11 protein-coding genes and 2 pseudogenes are annotated in these 20069 nt (G+C 62.8%); 4 read left to right on the forward strand and 9 right to left on the reverse strand.

From position 1 onward, the window contains the following. Positions 1 to 62: 62 nt before the first annotated feature. From mazG to cysM, 4 genes are all read right to left on the reverse strand, one after another. The gene (gene mazG, locus NA637_RS19755; RefSeq protein ID WP_256074261.1) at positions 63 to 875 is read right to left on the reverse strand and encodes a nucleoside triphosphate pyrophosphohydrolase; all 813 of its coding nucleotides are present in this window, start codon (positions 873 to 875) and stop codon (positions 63 to 65) included. 172 nt (positions 876 to 1047) lie between these two features. Continuing rightward, positions 1048 to 3294, reverse strand: a complete 2247-nt coding sequence (relA, locus tag NA637_RS19760) for a GTP diphosphokinase (RefSeq protein ID WP_256074262.1) — start codon at positions 3292 to 3294, stop codon at positions 1048 to 1050. 99 nt (positions 3295 to 3393) lie between these two features. Continuing rightward, the gene (gene rlmD / locus NA637_RS19765) at positions 3394 to 4749 is read right to left on the reverse strand and encodes a 23S rRNA (uracil(1939)-C(5))-methyltransferase RlmD (protein WP_256074263.1); all 1356 of its coding nucleotides are present in this window, start codon (positions 4747 to 4749) and stop codon (positions 3394 to 3396) included. Between the two features lie 30 nt (positions 4750 to 4779). Further along, positions 4780 to 5679 carry a cysteine synthase CysM gene (gene cysM / locus NA637_RS19770; protein ID WP_256074264.1) on the reverse strand — a complete coding sequence of 300 codons (900 nt, stop codon included), beginning with the start codon at positions 5677 to 5679 and terminating at the stop codon, positions 4780 to 4782. 138 nt (positions 5680 to 5817) lie between these two features. On the opposite strand from cysM, the gene NA637_RS19775 reads away from it, so the two are divergent. After that, entirely contained in the window at positions 5818 to 7614 is a 1797-nt protein-coding gene (locus NA637_RS19775; protein WP_256074265.1) for a gamma-glutamyltransferase family protein, read from the forward strand. Positions 7615 to 7687: 73 nt separating this feature from the next. On the opposite strand, the gene NA637_RS19780 is transcribed toward NA637_RS19775, so the two are convergent. Both NA637_RS19780 and NA637_RS19785 read right to left on the reverse strand, forming a co-directional pair. Next, positions 7688 to 10432 carry a response regulator gene (locus NA637_RS19780; RefSeq protein WP_256074266.1) on the reverse strand — a complete coding sequence of 915 codons (2745 nt, stop codon included), beginning with the start codon at positions 10430 to 10432 and terminating at the stop codon, positions 7688 to 7690. Between the two features lie 145 nt (positions 10433 to 10577). Further along, positions 10578 to 10736 (reverse strand): annotated as a pseudogene (locus NA637_RS19785) (hypothetical protein); the annotation flags it as partial. Between the two features lie 44 nt (positions 10737 to 10780). Between NA637_RS19785 and NA637_RS19790 the strand changes: the two are divergent. Next, positions 10781 to 11494, forward strand: coding sequence for a 4'-phosphopantetheinyl transferase family protein (locus tag NA637_RS19790; RefSeq protein ID WP_256074267.1), 714 nt, complete (start codon positions 10781 to 10783; stop codon positions 11492 to 11494). A 202-nt stretch (positions 11495 to 11696) separates the two neighbouring features. On the opposite strand, the gene NA637_RS19795 is transcribed toward NA637_RS19790, so the two are convergent. Both NA637_RS19795 and NA637_RS19800 read right to left on the reverse strand, forming a co-directional pair. Continuing rightward, on the reverse strand, positions 11697 to 13316 hold the full coding sequence (locus tag NA637_RS19795) for an ATP-binding protein (protein WP_256074268.1): 1620 nt from the start codon (positions 13314 to 13316) through the stop codon (positions 11697 to 11699). Then, complete coding sequence (locus NA637_RS19800) at positions 13313 to 14035, reverse strand: response regulator (protein WP_256074269.1); 723 nt, start codon at positions 14033 to 14035, stop codon at positions 13313 to 13315. The genes NA637_RS19795 and NA637_RS19800 overlap by 4 nt, the downstream gene beginning before the upstream one ends. Before the next feature lie 876 nt (positions 14036 to 14911). Between NA637_RS19800 and NA637_RS19805 the strand changes: the two genes are divergently transcribed. Together NA637_RS19805 and NA637_RS19810 are read left to right on the forward strand one after the other, a co-directional pair. Beyond that, positions 14912 to 17806 (forward strand): ribonucleoside-diphosphate reductase subunit alpha, encoded by a 2895-nt coding sequence (locus NA637_RS19805; RefSeq protein WP_256074270.1) that lies wholly within the window; start codon positions 14912 to 14914, stop codon positions 17804 to 17806. 455 nt (positions 17807 to 18261) lie between these two features. Next, on the forward strand, positions 18262 to 19512 hold the full coding sequence (locus NA637_RS19810) for a ribonucleotide-diphosphate reductase subunit beta (protein WP_256074272.1): 1251 nt from the start codon (positions 18262 to 18264) through the stop codon (positions 19510 to 19512). Between the two features lie 213 nt (positions 19513 to 19725). On the opposite strand, the pseudogene NA637_RS19815 reads toward NA637_RS19810, so the two are convergent. Further along, positions 19726 to 20069: pseudogene (locus tag NA637_RS19815) on the reverse strand (tyrosine-type recombinase/integrase); the annotation flags it as partial.

A 20069-nucleotide genomic window follows, 5' to 3' on the forward strand; every position in this document is an offset into this window, starting at 1 on the left:
CGAATCAGTGTGGCTGCTTTTTTTGCTCCTGCTCTACTTTCTTGCCGCTTGTGGCTTGCAGCTCATAGCTGTTTTTTGGCTTCATCCCACAACGCATCCAGCTCTGCCAGATCGCACTGTTCGATGGGCCGCCGCGCTTCACGGAGGGCTTGTTCGATAAAGCGAAAGCGTCGCTCAAACTTGCGATTGGCCGCGCGCAATGCATTCTCCGGATCGACCTTCAGATGGCGCGCCAGATTCACCGTGACGAACAGCAGATCGCCAATTTCCTCGGCAATGGCCTCCGGGTCGTTCTCGCTCATGGCCTCGAGGACTTCATCGAGTTCTTCACGCACCTTGTCTACCACCGGCAGCGCATCCGGCCAGTCGAAGCCGACCTGAGCGGTGCGCTTCTGCAGCTTGGCGGCGCGACTCAAGGCGGGCAGCGCGCTGGGCACATCATCAAGCAGCGACAGTTGCTCGGGCACTGCGGCCTTCTCCGCGCGTTCCTCGGCCTTGATTTCTTCCCAGTGTTGCTTGATCTGCGCCTCGTCGAGACGGGGCAACCCCGGCGAGCCGTAGAGATCGCCGTCAGGGAACACGTGCGGGTGCCGACGCAACAGCTTGCGGGTGATGCCATCAACGACCGCATCGAACTCGAAGCGGCCCTCCTCCTTCGCCAATTGGCTGTAATAGACAACCTGGAACAGCAAGTCGCCCAGCTCCCCCGGCAAATGATCGAAGTCACCGCTCTCGATGGCATCCGCCACCTCGTAGGCTTCTTCAAGGGTATGCGGCACGATGCTGGCGTAATCCTGCTGCAGATCCCACGGACAGCCATGCTGCGGATCACGCAACCGGGCCATCAGGTGCAGCAGGTCATTGAGCTGGTACATACACGTCCTAGGCTGGAGGCTGGAGGCTGAACGGAATTCTCGTAGGATCGATGACGCTTCATTCTTCCAGTTTGCGTAAATCCTTGATGGGTTTCACCCAGCCTACAAAAGCTGAACGTCGCGCTTTATCGTCCAGCCTTCAAGCCTCCAGCGCTTTTATCGTCTTCACGCCCTATGTCGCTCTCTGGCGCTTCGCCTCAATAATATTGGGCAGCTGCGAGATTCGGCTGAGCAGTCGCCCCAGCGCATCCAGCCCCGGAATCTCGATGGTCAGTGTCATCTGCGCCGTGCTGTCTTCCTTGTTCGAGCGGGTGTTGACGGCCAGGACGTTGATGCGCTCGTTGAGCAGGATCTGCGAAACGTCACGCAGCAGGCCGGAACGGTCGTAGGCACGAATGCTGATGTCTGCCGGATAGGTCTTCTCGGGGATCGGCCCCCAGCTGACCTGAATGATCCGCTCCGGCTCACGTCCGGCCAGTTGCAGCACCGAGGCGCAATCCTGGCGGTGGATGCTGACGCCGCGGCCCAGGGTGATGTAACCGACAATGGGGTCGCCCGGCAGCGGCTGGCAGCAGCCCGCCATTTGCGTGAGCAGATTGCCGACACCCTGGATCTGCACGTCGCCGCGCTTGCCCGGCTTGGTGCTGGTGGGACGCTTCGGAATCAGCTCAAGCTGATCATTGCCATGGCTATCCGGCTCCACCTGTTGCTGGGCATGGTTGACCAACTGCGCCAGACGCAGATCGCCGGCACCCAGCGCCGCGAACATGTCCTCGGCGGTTTTCAGGTTGGCCTTTTCCGCCAGTTTGTCGAAGTCCACCGGCGGCAGATCGAGGCGACCCAGTTCGCGTTCCAGCAGCGCCTTGCCGGCCGCGACGTTCTGGTCGCGGGCCTGCAGCTTGAACCAGTGGACGATCTTCGCCCGCGAGCGCGAGGTGGTGATGTAACCCAGGTTGGGGTTCAGCCAGTCACGGCTCGGCGAACCGTGCTTGCTGGTGATGATCTCGACTTGCTCGCCGGTCTGCAGGCTGTAGTTGAGCGGCACGATGCGCCCATTGATCTTGGCACCCCGGCAGTTGTGGCCGATCTCGGTGTGCACGCGGTAGGCGAAGTCCAGCGGTGTGGCGCCCTTGGGTAGATCGATGGCATGGCCGTCCGGGGTGAATACGTAGACGCGATCGGGTTCGATGTCGACGCGCAGTTGATCGGCCAGACCGCCAATATCACCCAGTTCTTCATGCCATTCGAGCACCTGACGCAGCCAGGAGATCTTTTCCTCGTAATGGTTCGAGGTGCTCTTGACATCGGTGCCCTTGTAACGCCAGTGCGCGCAAACGCCCAGCTCGGCTTCTTCGTGCATGGCATGGGTACGGATCTGCACTTCCAGCACCTTGCCTTCCGGCCCAAGCACCGCGGTATGCAACGAGCGGTAGCCGTTCTCCTTGGGGTTGGCGATGTAGTCGTCGAACTCCTTGGGGATATGCCGCCATAGGGTATGCACGATACCCAGCGCTGTGTAGCAATCGCGAACTTCGGGCACCAGCACGCGAACGGCGCGAACGTCGTAGATCTGGCTGAATTGCAGGCCCTTCTTCTGCATCTTCCGCCAGATCGAATAGATGTGCTTGGCGCGCCCGTCGATTTCGGGGTGAATCCCGGTGGCGGTCAGTTCGTCCTTGAGCTGCTGCACCACGTTCTGGATGTACTGCTCGCGATCCAGCCGGCGCTCATGCAGCAACTGGGCGATCTGCTTGTACTGTTCGGGCTCGAGGTAGCGGAAGGACAGGTCCTCCAGCTCCCACTTGATATGGCCGATGCCCAGCCGATGCGCCAACGGGGCATAGATATCGAACACTTCCCGCGCGACGCGGTGACGCTTGTCATCATCGGCGTTCTTTACCGCGCGGATGGCGCAGGTCCTCTCGGCCAGCTTGATCAGCGCGACACGCACATCGTCGACCATCGCCACCAGCATCTTGCGCAGGTTTTCCACCTGGGTCTGGGTGCCCAGCACCAGCGACTCGCGCGGGTTGAGGCTGTCGCTGATGGCCGCCATGCGCAGCACACCCTCGATCAATTTGGCGACCACCGGGCCGAACTGCTGGTGCACCTCGGCCAGCTGGATCTTGCCTTCGCGCACGCCGCGATAGATCACCGCCGCCACGAGGCTGTCCTGATCGAGCTTGAGGTCGGCGAGAATCTCGGCGATTTCCAGCCCGGTCTGGTAACTGGAGGTGCCTTCGCTCCACAGGTTCTGTGCCGCGTTTGCCTGCTGCTCCGCCGTTCGGGCGAACTCGCAAGCCTGTTTGAGAGCGTCGCGGTCGAGTGCCGGGTCCATCCCCAGCACGTGATCGAGCCAGCCATCGAGGTTGATGCTGCCGTCGGTGTTGATCGGCTGTAGCGCTCTGACCTGGACCATCTAATACCTTCCCTCTACGCGTCATCTGCGTCGAATACGCCGGCTTTCTCGGAGCCGGTCGGTTGAACCACAGGCCGATCGCCTGTCAAAAAACTGGAACTACGCGGGCCGCTCGAAGAGGGCCATGGCCTCGACGTGCGCGGTTTGCGGGAACATGTCCAGCACGCCTGCCTGTTTCAATTGATAGCCCTGCCCGACCAACTCAGCGGCATCGCGTGCCAGCGTTGCAGGATTACACGAAACATAGACCACGCGCCGTGCACCTGAAGTCGCCATCTGCCGGACAATTTCCAACGCACCATCACGCGGCGGATCGAGCAGCACCGCCGCGAAGCCGCCCTTGGCCCACTGCGCATCGATAAGCGGCTTCGACAGGTCCGCCTGATAAAAGTGCGCACGCTGAAGGCCGTTTTGCTCCGCATTGGTGCGCGCGCGCTCGACCATCTCGCCAACCCCTTCGACCGCCACTACGTATGCACCCTTTCGAGCCAGCGGCAAGCTGAAGTTGCCCAGCCCGCAGAACAGGTCGAGCACCCGCTCGCCCGCTTCCGGTGCCAGCCATTCAAGGGCCTGCGCCACCATTGCCTGGTTGACCGGCGCGTTGACCTGGACAAAGTCGCCGGGTCGCCAGGCCAATTCCAGATCCCATGCCGGCAAGCGGTAGCCCAACCTGTATGCGGAGTCCAGGGGCTGCGCCGAGCCCTCACCCTGTAGCCAGAGCTGCACGTTCTGCTCATTCGCGAAGTCGACCAAACGCCGTCGATCGCCCGACCCCAGCGCAGCGGTATGGCGTACCAGTACCGCCTCGGCCGTCCCGCTGAACATCTCCAGATGCCCGATCACTTGCGGCTTGTCCAATGCGTGCAACACGGCCAGTAAAGCCGGCAACAGCGTCTGCAAGGGTTGTACCAGCACCTGACATTCGCCAATGGCGACAATCTCCTGGCTGGCACTGGCACGGAAACCGACGTCCAGCCGTCGCGCCTTGTGGTCCCAGCGCACCGCCAACCGCGCGCGCCGGCGGTAACCGAACTCCGGGCCACTGAGCGGCGCCGCCCATTGCTGCGGCTCGATCGCGGCCACCCGGGACAACTGCTCGGCGAGGCTGTGCTGTTTCAGTTCGAGTTGATCGGCCGCGCTCAGGTGCTGCAGGTTGCAGCCTCCGCAATCTCGCGCATGCGGGCACGGCTCGGCACGCCGCCGGGCGCTGGCAGTCAGCACCCGCTCGGTACGGGCTTCGACGATCTGGCGGCGGGCGTTCAGTACACGCGCCTCGACGTCTTCCCCGGGCAAGGCCCCGTCAACGAACCAGGTGCGGTTATCGAGAAAGGCGATGCCGCGGCCATCGTTCGCCAGCCGCTCAATGCTCAGCCGCTGCTTCTTGCCGGTCGGCACCTGAGGCTTCTTCTCGCCACCGCTAGGCTGGAAGCGCAAGCCACCACTGCGTCTGGCCATCAGCGTGCCTCGTCGGCGCAGCTTGCGCGGTCAGGGCTGGTCATAAACGCCCGTCGACAGGTAGCGATCGCCGCGGTCACAGATGATCGCCACGATCACCGCATTCTCGACTTCCTTGGACAGACGCAGCGCTGCCGCCACGGCCCCGCCGGACGACACGCCGCAGAAGATGCCTTCTTCACGGGCCAGGCGGCGCATGACGTGCTCGGCCTCGTCCTGCGCCATATCCACAATGCGGTCGACGCGCTCCGCCTGGTAGATCTTAGGCAGGTACTCCTGCGGCCAGCGGCGGATGCCGGGGATCGCTGCACCTTCCATGGGCTGCAGGCCGATGATCTGGATGTCCGGATTCTGCTGCTTGAGGTAGCGGGAGACCCCCATGATGGTGCCGGTGGTGCCCATTGAGCTGACAAAATGGGTGATGCTGCCCTGAGTCTGCTGCCACAGTTCCGGCCCGGTACTGGTGAAGTGAGCCTCGGGGTTGTCGCCGTTGGCGAACTGATCGAGTACCTTGCCGCGCCCTTCGGCGGCCATTTTCACCGCCAGGTCGCGAGCGCCTTCCATGCCCTCTTCCTTGCTCACCAGGATCAGCTCGGCGCCATAGGCCGTCATGGCCGCCTTGCGCTCGGCACTGGAGTTGTCCGGCATGATCAGGATGAACCTGTAGCCCTTGATCGCCGCAGCCATGGCCAGGGCGATGCCGGTGTTGCCGGAGGTGGCTTCGATCAGCGTATCGCCGGGCTTGATGTCGCCCCGCGCTTCGGCCCGCGCGATCATCGACAACGCGGGACGATCCTTGACCGAGCCGGCCGGGTTGTTGCCTTCGAGTTTTACCAGGATGATGTTGCTGGTTTCGCCGGGCAGACGCTGCAGGCGAACCAGGGGCGTGTTGCCAACACAATCGGCGATGGTCGGGTACTGATTTGTCATGGCGTCGATGGACCGCACAGCCTTTGAGAGGCACACATGATAGCCGCAACCATCGGCCACGGGCAGACCGCGCTACCCTCGTGTCGATCAGCTGTAAACAGCTGCATATTTTCCTTCCGCCCAGACAAGGAACATCCCATGCACGTCGGACGAGCCGCCCTGGTTCCCTCGATTCTGTTGTTCAGCCTCACCGCCTGCACTCAACCGGACGGTCCGGCCAGCGAAATCCCACCCGCCCCGGAAGCGTCCAGCGGCTACTCGGCCAAGCCAGGCTGGGCGCTGGAACGCTTTGCCGTTGCCGCTGCCAACCCGCTGGCGACCGAAGCCGGCTACGAAATACTCAAGGCTGGCGGCAGCGCAATGGACGCCGCCGTGGCGGTACAGATGGTGTTGAGCCTGGTCGAGCCGCAATCCAGCGGGCTTGGCGGCGGTGCCTTTCTGTTGCATTGGGATGGCGAAAACATCGCAGCACTGGATGGCCGGGAGACCGCGCCGGCAGCGGTGGACGAGCGACTGTTCCTGACTGCCGACGGCAAGCCGATGGCATTTCTCGATGCCGTCGTCGGTGGTCGCTCGGTGGGGGTACCGGGCGTGGTGAGGATGCTTGAGCGCGCACACGATCAGTACGGCAAGCTGCCTTGGAAAGCCTTGTTCCAACCAGCTATCGAACTTGCTGAGAACGGTTTCGAAATCAGCCCGCGCTTGCATGGCCTGCTGGTCAGCGATCCGGCCTTGCGCAAAGACCCGCACGCCGCGGCGTTCTACTACCAGGACGATGGCGAGCCTCTGCCGGTCGGCCATCGCTTGCGCAATCGGGCCCTCGCCGTGCTGCTCAAGGACATCGCCGAGCGCGGCAGCGAGGCGTTCTACACCGGCGCCAACGCCCGCTCGCTGGTCCTGCAGGTGAACACTCACCCGACCAACCCGGGCCGCATCAGTCTGAACGATCTGGAGGGGTACCAGCCGCGCGAGCGGGACGCCATCTGCACGCTCTGGCAGAAGCGCTATCAGGTCTGCGGTTTCCCGCCGCCGTCGTCGGGGCACATTACGCAGATGCAGATCCTCGGCATGCTGGAACAGCTGCCAACGGTGCAGCCGCTCGATCAGGATAGGCCTTCGGTCGAATTCCTGCATCGCTATACCGAGGCTTCAAGACTGGCATATGCCGACCGCGCCAAGTACCTGGCTGACCCGGATTTCGTGCCGGTACCGGGCCGCACCTGGAACAGCATGCTTGCACCGAGCTACCTCAAGCAGCGCGCCGCACTGATCGGCCCGCGCAGCATGGGCACTGCCGAAGCGGGCGAACCCGACGGAATGCCGATTGCGTTCGCCCCGCAGGCGGTACAACCGGAATACGGCACCAGTCATATCAGCATCGTCGACGCCGAGGGCAACGCGCTGGCGATGACCACAACCATCGAGCAAGCCTTCGGCTCACGCCTGCTCAATGATGGCGGCACCGGTCTCCCCGGCGGCTACCTGCTGAACAACGAACTCACCGACTTTTCCTTCGAACCCTACGACGCTTTTGGTCGGCAGGTGGCCAACCGGGTCGAGCCGAACAAGCGCCCACGCTCAAGCATGAGCCCGACGCTGGTATTCGACGTCACCGGCGAGCAGTTTCTGGCGAGCCTCGGCTCCCCTGGCGGCGGGGCGATCATCCACTTCACGGCGAAAACCCTGCTGGGCATGTACGACTGGGGACTCGATGCCCAACGCGCCATCGACCTGCCCAACTTCGGCAGCTTCAACGGCCCGACGCTGCTCGAAGCAGGACGCTTTCCGGCCAGCACGGTGCAGGCGCTGAAGGCGCGCGGTCATGAGGTCAACGAGACGGAACTGACCAGCGGGCTGCAGGCCATTCAGCGTACCGACAGCGGCTGGTTCGGCGGCGCCGATCCGCGCCGCGAAGGTGTGGTGATGGGGGAATAGCTGCAAGCTGCAAGCTAAGAAGAGCAAAGCAGATTACACCGCCCGGCTTACTTGAAGCTTGCGGCTAAAAAACCTAGGCCTCGATTTCCAGCCGCTCGATGGCGCTGTCCAGCTCATCCAGGGCCTGGGCCGCGCTTGGGTGATTCTGCTTGAGTAATGTTTCGCTGCGCTCGCAGGCCGCCCGCAGCTGCGGGACACCGCAATAGCGGGTAGCGCCGTGCAAACGGTGCACACGATCGATGGTCGCCTGCCGGTCATTGGCCAGACGCGCCTCACGGATCACCTGGCGATCATCCTCCAGCGAGGCCAGCAGCATACTCAGCATGTCCGCTGCCAGATCGGCTTTGCCGGCGGCCAGGCGCAATCCCTCTTCCGCATCGAGCACTTTGAGGGTGTTTTCCGGCATCGGCGTCTTGAGGGGTGCTGCGACAAAGCTGCGCGCCAGCGGCAGGCCGGTCCACTTCAGGATCACCTGGGCCAGCTGCCGCTCGCTGATCGGCTTGGTCAGGTAATCGTCGAGACCACTTTGCAAGAGCGAGCGCTTTTCGTTGGACAGCGCATGAGCGGTGAGCGCGACGATCGGCATGGGTGGCTGCCCGCTGTCGTCCTCCCAGCGACGAATCGCCTCGGTGGTCTGGCGTCCGTCCATGCCAGGCATCTGCACGTCCATGAACACCAGATCGAAGGGCTTGTGCTTGACCGCCTCCAATGCTTCGGCGCCGCTGCTTACGGCTTCAACGTTGCCGCCCATGTCGGTCAGCAAGGTTTCCAGCAGCAGCAGGTTGGCGGGGTTGTCATCGACGCACAGCACACGTGGCGGTCGGGTTTCCGGCACTGCGACGTTCTCGATCATGGTCGGTGGCGGGCGCAGCAGATCGAGCAGCACTCGCTGCAACTTGCGCGTACAGGCCGGCTTGCTTTGCAGCTGGGTATGGGTGTGCGATTCAGGCAACGCCTCGTGATACTGCGCCTGCTCGCTGGTCGGGCACAGCACGATGCATTTGCAGCCCAGCCCTTCGAACTCCCACAGCCGCAGACATAGCTGTTGCGGTGCGATTTCTCGATGGGTCACGCCGAGCACGGCTATTTCGATCGGTTTATCGCTGGTATGCGCCTCGAACACCGCCGCCTGCAGTTGATCCAGACTGTCGAACGGCAGCACTTCCATGCCGCAGCTTTCCAGCTGATGCTGCAGGGCCTGACGTGTCAGCGGATGCTGTTCAAGCAAGCCGACCTTGCGCCCGAGCAGCGCTGCGCGCGGCAGATCCTCGATATCGTCACGCGCTTTGGGCAGGCTCAGGCTGATCCAGAATTCGGAGCCCTCTTCCGGAATGCTGTCGACCCCGATTTCCCCGCCCATCTGTTCGATCAGCCGCTTGGAAATTACCAGCCCGAGGCCGGTACCGCCGGGTTGGCGCGACAGCGAATTGTCCGCCTGGCTGAACGCCTGGAACAAGGCACGCAAGTCCCGGTCGGTCAGGCCGATGCCGGTGTCCTGCACGCTGATGCGCAGTTGCGCACGGTCGGAGCGTTCATCCTCGACCATGGCACGGACGATGACGGTGCCTTCATTGGTGAACTTGATGGCATTGCTGACCAGGTTGGTCAGCACCTGCTTGAGCCGTAGCGGATCGCCGACCAGCGACAGCGGCGTGTCGCGATAAACCAGGCTGACCAGCTCGAGATGCTTGGAATGAGCCGCCGGACCGAGGATGGTCAGGGTGTCCTCGATCAGATCGCGCAAATTGAACGGAATGTTGTCGAGGACCAGCTTGCCGGCTTCGATCTTGGAGAAGTCGAGAATCTCGTTGATGATCCCCAGCAGGCTGTCAGCAGACTTCTCGATGGTCGACAAATAATCGTGCTGTCTGGGGGTGAGATCGCTTTTCTGCAGCAGATGGGTAAAGCCCAGGATGCCATTAAGCGGCGTACGGATCTCATGGCTCATGTTGGCCAGAAACTCGGACTTGATCTGGCTGGCCCCCAGCGCTTCCTTACGTGCGAGGTCCAGCTCGATGTTCTGGATCTCGATGGTTTCGAGGTTCTGCTGCACGTCTTCGGTGGCCTGGTCGATGCTCTGCTGCAACTCTTCACGCGCAGCCAGCAAGGCCTCGGCCATGCGGTTGATACCGGCCGCGACTTCATCCATTTCGTGACTGCCGAGCGGCGGCAAACGGGTTTCCAGGTGACCATCCTTGAGCTGCGCCACCGCGACCTTGACCTTGCGCAGCGGCTTGCTGATTGCCGTACTCATGCGCAGTGCCAGCAGCGCGGTAATGATCAGCCCTGCGCCAATCAGCAACAGACTGGCAAACAGGCTGCGGTAACCGCGCAGCAGCGTGCCCTGGTGCGACAGCTCCAACTCCAGCCAGCCAATCAGGCGGAGGTCGTTGTCCGGGTTGTCTTCGGCGAGATTCAGATGCTTGCCACGCACCGGCAGGAGGATGCGTGTGGTGTCGACGCTGCTGACCTGAGTCAGCGCCTCGGGATCGGTTGGCGGCGACGGGGTGATCATGTTCGGCCCGGCATGGGCCTGCAAATTGCGCTCGGCATCGAGGATGGATACCGCACGCACGTCAGGCTGATCCAGCACCTGATTGAGAATACGCTGCAACCGCTTGCCGTAGCCCTGCGCCATGGCCGGCGCTGCCAGCGGGGCCAACTGCTCGGCGATCAGCTGGCCGCGCGCATCGAGCTGATGGCGCATCTCCGCCAGCTGCATCCAGGTGAAGTAGATGCCCAGCGCCACGGCTAGCACCGTGCTGGGCAACAAGATCAGCACCAGCACCCGACTCCTTAGTCCCAGATCTTTCAGCACGGTTCCATTCCCCTTGGTAGGCCGCTAGTGTAGCGGCTCGCCGAGCGGGAATCTGCACGACTGCGACTTCGGGTGATGGCGTGCTCCGCCCCGAGCTACCTAATACGCCGGTAATCACACCGGCTAGCACGACGATCACCAGATGCGCGCCCATCTCCATCTCCATCGCCACGCCGCAACCGGTGACGGTGAACGCCACCAGGCCCAGACCGTCCACCAGCAGAAACACCTGCCGCCGGTGATGCATATGCCGCACCGGCGCGATGCGTGCTCGCCAGGAGTCCCATCTACAGGGCAAGTGCATCGCCAGGACTGCGCCGGGCCCGGCACTGAGGCAAACTAACGCCCATGACTTCTACCCTTTATCACCCGGCCTGCTGCTCGCCCCTGAGCGATCACTGGCCGCTGCCGCTCGCCTTGCCCGGCGTGCAGTTGATCAGCACCCGCTTCGACCCGGCCCTGCTCGACCCCGAGGACTTCGCCCGCTGCGGCGTGCCGGGCATGACGGCGGTGAACAAGCGCCAGACCGAATTTCTCGCCGGGCGTCTATGCGCTTGCGAAGCCCTGCGCCGGACGATCGGCGCGCCATGCATTCCGGCCGTGAACGAAGACCGCTCGCCCTGCTGGCCGGCCGGGGTGGTGGGTTCGATCACCCATGGCGCCGGCTGGGCTGCGGCCGTGGTGGCGCGGCGCGAGCAGTGGCGCGGCATCGGGCTGGATGTAGAGAAGCAGATCCCCACCACACGGGCCGATCGGCTGGTCGCTGAAATCCTCACGCCGCGCGAACTGGAAGGTTACGCCGCTCTCGACGAGACCCAGCGCGCCCTGCGCGTCACCCTGACCTTCTCCCTCAAGGAAAGCCTGTTCAAGGCGCTCTACCCGCTGGTGAACAAGCGCTTCTATTTTCAGGAAGCCGAACTGATTCATCACGACAGCAGCGGCTACGCCCGCCTGCGCCTGCTCACTGATTTATCCGAAGACTGGAAGACCGGCGCTGAGCTGGAGGGCCAGTTCGCGCAGTTCGAGCATTATCTGCTGAGCCTGATCAGCATTCCGGTCTGATCGCGTCCGAGCCCGCCGGATCGGTGCGTCCGTGGAGTTGACGGGTTTCACCCATCCACGACAGGGCAATCGCAGCGCTTGCCGCTCGATGAGCCAGGTCCACATGGGATGGATGCAACCTATCGCGGCGTTCCCGGTTCCATGAGTGTGATCACGGATGAGTGCAACCCATCGCTGAACACCAGACCGGCGCCGGTGCCTATTACTGCGCAGGGAGTCGTGAACCCGTCTGTTTGCGCGGCCACACCAGGCTGAAGCGCGCGCCGCCCAGCTCGCTGTGCCCAATCTGCGACCGACCGCCGTGCCAGTAGGTGATCCGCCGGACGATGGACAGGCCCAAACCATGCCCGCCGGAAGCACGGGTGCGGCTGTCATCCAGGCGCAGGAAAGGCGCAAAGACCTTCTCCCACGCTTCCTCGGGCACGCCTGGGCCGTCGTCGTCGACCGCCAGCTGCGCCCGCTCGGCATCGATAACGAAGCTCACCAGGACCCGCGTTTCGGCGTGGCGCATGGCGTTGCTGATCAGATTGCTCAAGGCGCGGCGCAGGTAGTGCGGCTCGGCATCGGCGACACTGCTGCCGTCTTCGGCCGTCATGCAGGGCCCGCGCTCGACCCGTACGCTCGGCCGCAACGGCGCCAGCTCCCCGATGACCTGATCGACCAAGGCACCGAGGTCGACCGTCTGGAAGGTGAGCTCCGGCGACCCACGCTCGAGACGCGTATACACCAGCATCTCGTCCACCAACCCGTCGAGGTCGTCGATATCGCCGTCCATGTCCCCGAGATACCGGGCCCGCGACTCGGGCGTCTGCGCCGAGCCAGCCATTTCCAAACCGAAACGCAACCGCGCGACCGGCGTGCGCAGCTCATGGGCCACGGCGCTGACCATCTCCCGTTGCACCGCCAACAGGCGCTGCAGATGGCTGGCCATGCCGTTGAAGGCCTTCGCCACGCGTCCGACCGAATCCGTCCCGGCATCCGGCACGCGTGCCTCCAGGTGGCCGCTGGCGATGCGCGTGGCGGCGCTTTCGACCTCGCGTACGCGCTGCTCCAGGTGACGCACCAGCAGGTAGACCATCAGCCCGATCAGTGACAAACCCAGCACGCCGATCAGCACCAGCAGTTGCGGCGGATGGGGATTCAACTGGTACAGCGGCCCCATGGACATGATCCAGGGGGTTCCGGCAATCGCCGCGAACACCCGGATGGCTTCGCCGCCACCGACCAATGCCATCACCGTATCCCCTTCGTCCAGCCGGCGCCGCTGATCGTCATCGAGACTGGCGCTGTCGCGGGTCAGCAGTTCCAGCGGATAGCCGAAGCCGCGCGCCTGCTTGAGTTTGTCCAGGCGCCCAGGTTGCTCGGCTTCGGGATAGCGAATCAGCTCGTCGATCAGCAGATAGATGGTGGCGCGCGCCAACTGCTCGCTGAGTTGCTCCACCTCACCGGTCAGGGCCAGATGATCCTCGGCGCTGACCAGAGAAAAGATCGTCACGCTGTTCGGCCGCACCTGTTCGACCAGCACCTGCCCGTTCAGCAGCCGCGTTTCCAGGCGATTCTCCAGACGGATATCTTCCAGCGTACGCACGCGCAGCGGAATTCCCAGCAAGCGCCCCCAGAGATTCGCCGCCTGGCGCCGCTCGATGGGCGTCATGCTGCTCATGTTATGGGCCATCAGGCGAAAGGTGCCGCTGGCGAGCGCCTCGCGGTGCTGATCGGCCCGCACCTCGTTGAGCAACTGCAAGCCGCCAGCGCCCAGCAGTCCGACCAGTACCAACACGGCAAGCATGCCGCCGTAGATACGCAGAAAAATCGAATTCACTGAAGCGCTTCAGCCGCCTCGGATACGAACAGATAGCCCTTGCCGCGCACCGTCTTGATCAGCCGTGGGTGATCGGGGTCGTCACCAATCTTCGGCCGGATACGCGAGATACGCACATCGATGGAACGATCCTGGCCGTCGTACTCGATCCCGCGCAGCTCGGCGAAAATCTGCTCGCGAGACATGATCCGCCCGGGATTGGAGGTCAACAGCCACAGCAGGTCGAACTCGGCGCCGGTCAGCTCGACCCCCTCGCCGCGCAACCAGGCCTCGCGCAACGCGTTGTCGACCACCAATGGGCCGTACTGGACGCGCTTCCCTCCCACAGCCGACGGTGCCTCTGCGCCTTCGCGCCGTCGCAGCAAGGCCCGGATGCGCGCCAGCAACAGGCGCGGGCGCACCGGCTTGCAGACATAGTCGTCAGCACCGATTTCCAGACCGAGCACCTGATCGAGATCATCGGCGCGGGCGGTGAGCATCAGGATCGGCCCGTCATAGCGATCGCGCACCTGGCGGCAGATGGACAGCCCATCCTCGCCGGGCAGCATCAGGTCGAGCACCACCAGATCGGGACGCTCATTAATGATGCGTTCGGCCGCCTGGGCGCCGTCCGCCTCGATGGAGACCTGCATGCCGTTACTTTCAAGATACTCACGGGTCAGCTCGGCCAACCGCTGGTCATCTTCGACAATCAGGATGTTCCAAGACTCTTGATCCACCACGCGCCCTCCCGAGACACCGGCCGGCATTGTAGCGCCAGCGCATAGCCAGATGGCAGCGGTTGACATGCTCCGCTTGGCGCACGACCTGGAAGAAACGAGGGAAGCTGCGCCCGGTGAGGACCGCTTCGCAGGACTGGCACATCGCTGCGCCCAATCCAGGATCAGGCAAACGGCCATCACGTCTGCCCGCTCCGTCAAAATCAAGCCTTGCAGGCGGCAAAACGCGATAAATCGGTCTTTGACAAAACACCACATATAGTGTTTTCCCATGGACGTCGCCGGGCATCCGAAAGCGCTGGCGAGCACGCATTTCATCCGAACATCGTACAGCCCCGAAACGGCGCGGGCTGCGCCTTGATCGCGCACAGCTCACCCACATCTTATCCACAGGTTGTTCGTTTTCGGAGTCTTGCACTGGGCCTTAAGCGCCACTATCGTGTCGTTCCAGGCGCCTTTTACCCCATATATTGGGTTTAGAAAGCCAAACAGACACAAACGCAGCAGAAAGCAAGCAAAATAATTCGCTCTGCTTTCTGACCGGCTCGCGCCGCGCCGAGCGCGACCGATCAATGCCGCAAGCCCCGAACTTGCGGAGCCCAACGTTGATTACGGTCAAGCCCGGGACTAGCGCAGATGCCAAGCGCCTCACACTACATGTTGTGTTTTGAGGTTGTGATCTGCACAGCCCCTGACTATGCTTCGGCACATTCGATTCGCCACCTCTGGTGCCGGATCGTTTCCAGTTTTGAGATACCCATGTGCCGCTTGGTCGGGGCATGGTTCATGCAATACGAGACATGCGATAGAACAAGGCCGCCCACAAAGCAGGCCTGCACCTAACGAGCTACCGAGACAGAGAGATCCGGAGACCCCATGCAGAACGAGTCCATTCGCGAGAACCCGCACGCCGACAACAGCACGCTGGACCTGGCCGCCACCGCGCCGGGCCAGCTGCGCGTGATCAAGCGCAACGGTACAGTCGTCCCCTACACCGATGACAAGATCACCGTCGCCATCACCAAGGCGTTTCTCGCAGTGGAAGGCAACAGCGCCTCCGCCTCGTCACGCATCCATGACACCGTCGCGCGCCTGACCGAACAGGTCACCGCCACCTTCAAGCGCCGTATGCCCTCCGGCGGCACCATCCATATCGAAGAAATCCAGGACCAGGTCGAACTGGCCCTGATGCGCTCCGGCGAGCAGAAAGTCGCCCGCGACTATGTGATCTATCGCGAATCCCGTAGCCAGGAGCGCAAGCGCGGCGCGGTCGACGCACCGGTAGACGCTCACCCGAGCATCCGCATCAAGCGTGCCGACGGCAGCCTGGCGCCGCTGGACCTGGGTCGCCTGAACACCATCATCACCGAAGCCTGCGAAGGCCTCGAAGAAGTCGATGGTGCGCTGATCCAGAAAGAAACCCTGAAGAACCTCTACGACGGCGTCGAGCAGACCGACGTCAACACCGCCCTGGTGATGACCGCCCGGACCCTGGTCGAGCGTGAGCCGAACTATTCCTACGTCACCGCCCGCCTGCTGATGGACACCCTGCGTGCCGAGGCGCTGAGCTTCCTGGAAGTCGCCGAGTCCGCCACCCATCACGAAATGGCCGACCTGTACGCCAAGGCCTTGCCAGCCTACGTGGAAAAAGGCGTGCAGTTCGAACTGCTCGACCCGCGCCTGAAGGAATACGACCTAGCCAAGCTGGGCGCCGCGATCAACCACGAGCAGGACCAGCAGTTCACCTACCTCGGCCTGCAGACCCTCTACGACCGCTACTTCATCCACAAGGATGGCGTGCGTTTCGAGCTGCCGCAGATCTTCTTCATGCGCGTCGCCATGGGCCTGGCCATCGAGGAAGAAAACCGCGAAGCCCGTGCCATCGAGTTCTACAACCTGCTGTCGTCGTTCGACTACATGGCCTCCACGCCAACCCTGTTCAATGCCGGCACCCTGCGTCCGCAGCTGTCCTCGTGCTACCTGACCACCGTGCCGGACGACCTGGGCGGCATCTACGACGCCATCCGCGATAACGCCCTGCTCTCCAAGTTCGCCGGCGGCCTCGGTAACGACTGGACGCCAGTGCGCGCACTGGGCGCCTACATCAAGGGCACCAACGGCAAATCCCAGGGCGTCGTGCCCTTCCTGAAAGTGGTCAACGACACCGCCGTCGCGGTCAACCAGGGCGGCAAGCGCAAGGGCGCGGTCTGCGCCTACCTGGAAACCTGGCACCTGGACATCGAGGAATTCCTCGAGCTGCGCAAGAACACCGGTGACGACCGTCGCCGTACCCACGACATGAACACCGCCAACTGGATTCCGGACCTGTTCATGAAGCGCGTCTTCGACGACGGCAAGTGGACCCTGTTCTCGCCAAGCGAAGTACCCGACCTGCACGACCTCACCGGCAAGGCCTTCGAGGAGCGCTACGAGTACTACGAAGCCCTGATCGAATACGGCAAGATCAAGAACTACAAGACCCTGCAGGCCAAAGACCTGTGGCGCAAGATGCTCTCCATGCTGTTCGAAACCGGCCACCCATGGCTGACCTTCAAGGACCCGTGCAACCTGCGCAGCCCGCAGCAGCACGTCGGCGTGGTGCACAGCTCCAACCTCTGCACCGAGATCACGCTGAACACCAACAAGGACGAGATCGCCGTCTGCAACCTGGGCTCGATCAACCTGCCGCGCCACATCGTCGACGGCAAGCTCGACACCGCCAAGCTGGAGCGCACCGTGCGCACCGCCGTGCGGATGCTCGATAACGTCATCGACATCAACTACTACTCGGTGCCGCAGGCGAAGAACTCCAACCTCAAGCACCGCCCGGTGGGCCTGGGCATCATGGGCTTCCAGGATGCGCTGTACCTGCAGCACATCCCGTACGGTTCCGATGCCGCCATCGACTTCGCCGACAAGTCCATGGAAGCGGTCAGCTACTACGCCATCCAGGCCTCCTGTGACCTGGCCGACGAGCGCGGTGCCTACGAAACCTTCCAGGGTTCGTTGTGGAGCCAGGGCATCCTGCCGCTGGATTCGCAGCAGATCCTCATCGAAGCGCGTGGCCAGAAGTACATCGACGTCGACCTGACCGAGTCCCTGAACTGGGCCCCGGTGCGTGCCCGCGTCAAGAACGGCATCCGTAACTCCAACATCATGGCCATCGCCCCGACCGCGACCATCGCCAACATCACCGGCGTGTCGCAGTCCATCGAGCCGACCTACCAGAACCTGTACGTGAAATCGAACCTCTCGGGCGAATTCACCGTGATCAACCCCTACCTGGTTCGCGACCTCAAGGCGCGCGGCCTGTGGGACGCGGTCATGATCAACGACCTCAAGTACTACGATGGTTCCGTGCAGCAGATCGAGCGCATCCCGCAGGAGTTGAAAGACCTCTACGCGACCGCCTTCGAAGTGGAAACCAAGTGGATCGTCGACGCCGCCAGCCGCCGCCAGAAGTGGATCGACCAGGCCCAGTCGCTGAACCTCTACATCGCCGGCGCCAGCGGCAAGAAGCTGGACGTGACCTACCGCATGGCCTGGTACCGTGGCCTGAAAACCACTTACTACCTCCGTGCCCTGGCCGCGACCAGCACCGAGAAGTCCACCGTCAACACCGGCAAGCTCAACGCCGTGTCCAGCGGTGGCAACAGCAGCGCCAGCGCTGCACCGGCGAAAGCTGCACCAACGCCGGAAATGGCAGCCAGCCCGGCACCGGTGCCAAAAGCGTGCGCCATTGATGAACCAGACTGCGAAGCCTGCCAGTAAGTAGTAGAAAGTCGCGATCCCCAGAGCGGACCGCGCGTTGTTGCCCGGCAGGCCGGCCCCCATCACGTACATGCGTACGCTCAGGGGCTCCGACCCGCCAGGCGCCTAGCGCTGCCTCGCTCTGGAAACCGCTCACACCGAGCCATCGCTGCGTCTGCTGTTGATTAGCTTTTCGTAGGAGCGAGCTTGCTCGCGATCCACTACTCGCCAACGCCGGGGTCTGGATCGTTAACCAAGTCCGACGCCACCTCAAATCCAGTCCCCTCGCCCCTCCGTGGAGAGGGCTAGGGTGAGGGGCAACCCCAGCAGACAACACCAAGGCCGGACCTGATACAGAACACCAAGGGCGCAGGGCACCACCACCCTCCCCCCACAAAACACCCGCTTTTGCGTGCACACACAAAAGCCCAAACATTCCGACCGGCCACGACCGGTCCCCAATCAGGAGAACCGCCATGCTGAGCTGGGACGAATTCGACGAAGAAGACACCACCGCCACCGCGCAGGCCGCCCCCCAAGCGGCCGCTGCAAATACTGACGTGCCGGCCAAACTCGACCAGGACGCCGCTGGCTCCGTCGAAGAAGCCCGCGCCGTTGCCGCTGACGATTCCGCGGCCGTTGCCCGCGCCAAGAAAGCCCTGGACGACCTCGACATCCAGGAAGGCCTCGACGAACTGGAAGGCGAATCCGCCCGCGTTCACGTCGGCGACAAGCAGATGATCAACGCCCGCGCCGACCTCAACCAACTCGTACCCTTCAAGTACGACTGGGCCTGGCAGAAGTATCTGGATGGTTGCGCCAACCACTGGATGCCGCAGGAAGTGAACATGAACGCCGACATCGCCCTATGGAAGACGCCGGACGGCCTCTCCGAGGACGAGCGCCGCATCGTCAAGCGCAACCTCGGCTTCTTCTCCACCGCCGACAGCCTGGTCGCCAACAACCTCGTGCTGGCCGTGTACCGCCTGATCACCAACCCCGAGTGCCGCCAGTACATCCTGCGCCAGGCCTTCGAAGAGGCGATCCACACCCACGCCTACCAGTACTGCATCGAATCGCTGGGCATGGATGAAGGCGAGATCTTCAACATGTACCACGAGATTCCGAGCGTCGCGAAGAAAGCCTCCTGGGGCCTCAAGTACACCCGCTCCATCTCCGACCCGACCTTCCAGACCGGCACCGTCGAGACGGATAAAGAATTCCTGCGCAACCTCATCGCCTACTACTGCGTACTGGAAGGCATCTTCTTCTACTGCGGCTTCACCCAGATCCTCTCCATGGGCCGCCGCAACAAGATGACCGGCACCGCCGAGCAGTTCCAATACATCCTGCGCGACGAATCCATGCACCTGAACTTCGGCATCGACGTGATCAACCAGATCAAGATCGAAAACCCACACCTGTGGGACGCCGCCATGAAGGACGAAGCGACCCAGATGATCCTTCAGGGCACCCAACTGGAAATCGAATACGCCCGCGACACCATGCCCCGCGGCGTCCTCGGCATGAACGCCGCGATGATGGAGGACTACCTCAAGTTCATCGCCAACCGCCGTCTGACGCAAATTGGCTTGAAGGAAGAGTATCCAGGTACTACTAACCCGTTCCCGTGGATGTCGGAAATCATGGATCTCAAGAAGGAGAAGAACTTCTTTGAGACGCGGGTTATTGAGTATCAGACGGGTGGGGCTTTGAGTTGGGATTAAATCCGGAGACTCACTGAAAGATTAAGAGCGCTTTACCTGAAATGGATGTTTGGGGTGGCGAGCAGAGACTTGAAGCCCCGTCTGGTACGGGCTTTTTATTGAGCGTAACGCGGCAGTCGGGTGATTCGGGCCGAGCGCCAGGCAAGGGAAATCAGCTGATGACTCTTTCCCTTGCCCGCATACGGGATTAAGCTGCCGATTCTCAAGGACAGCTTAAAGCGAACAAGGACGGACATGCCTCCCCATTTCTCTCATGCCGTGCAAGCCCGCGCCGTCACCGCCTCTCCGATCCAGCGGACTCAATACACCGTAGCCGCCACGATTGAGCACGTGGGTGTAGATCATCGTGGTCTTCACATCCGCATGGCCCAGCAGTTCCTGCACCGTGCGAATGTCCTGCCCGCCTACCAGCAAGTGCGTCGCAAAACAGTGCCGCAGCGTGTGCGGAGTCGCCGGTTTTTCGATGCCAGCCGCCCGCACCGCCCGCTTGAACGCGTGAACGCGGGCTGCACGCGCTTCTCATCAATATGATGGCGCCCCTTGATGCCGGAACGGGT

Origin of the sequence: Stutzerimonas stutzeri (assembly GCF_024448935.1) — a bacterium.
Lineage (GTDB): Bacteria > Pseudomonadota > Gammaproteobacteria > Pseudomonadales > Pseudomonadaceae > Stutzerimonas > Stutzerimonas stutzeri_AO.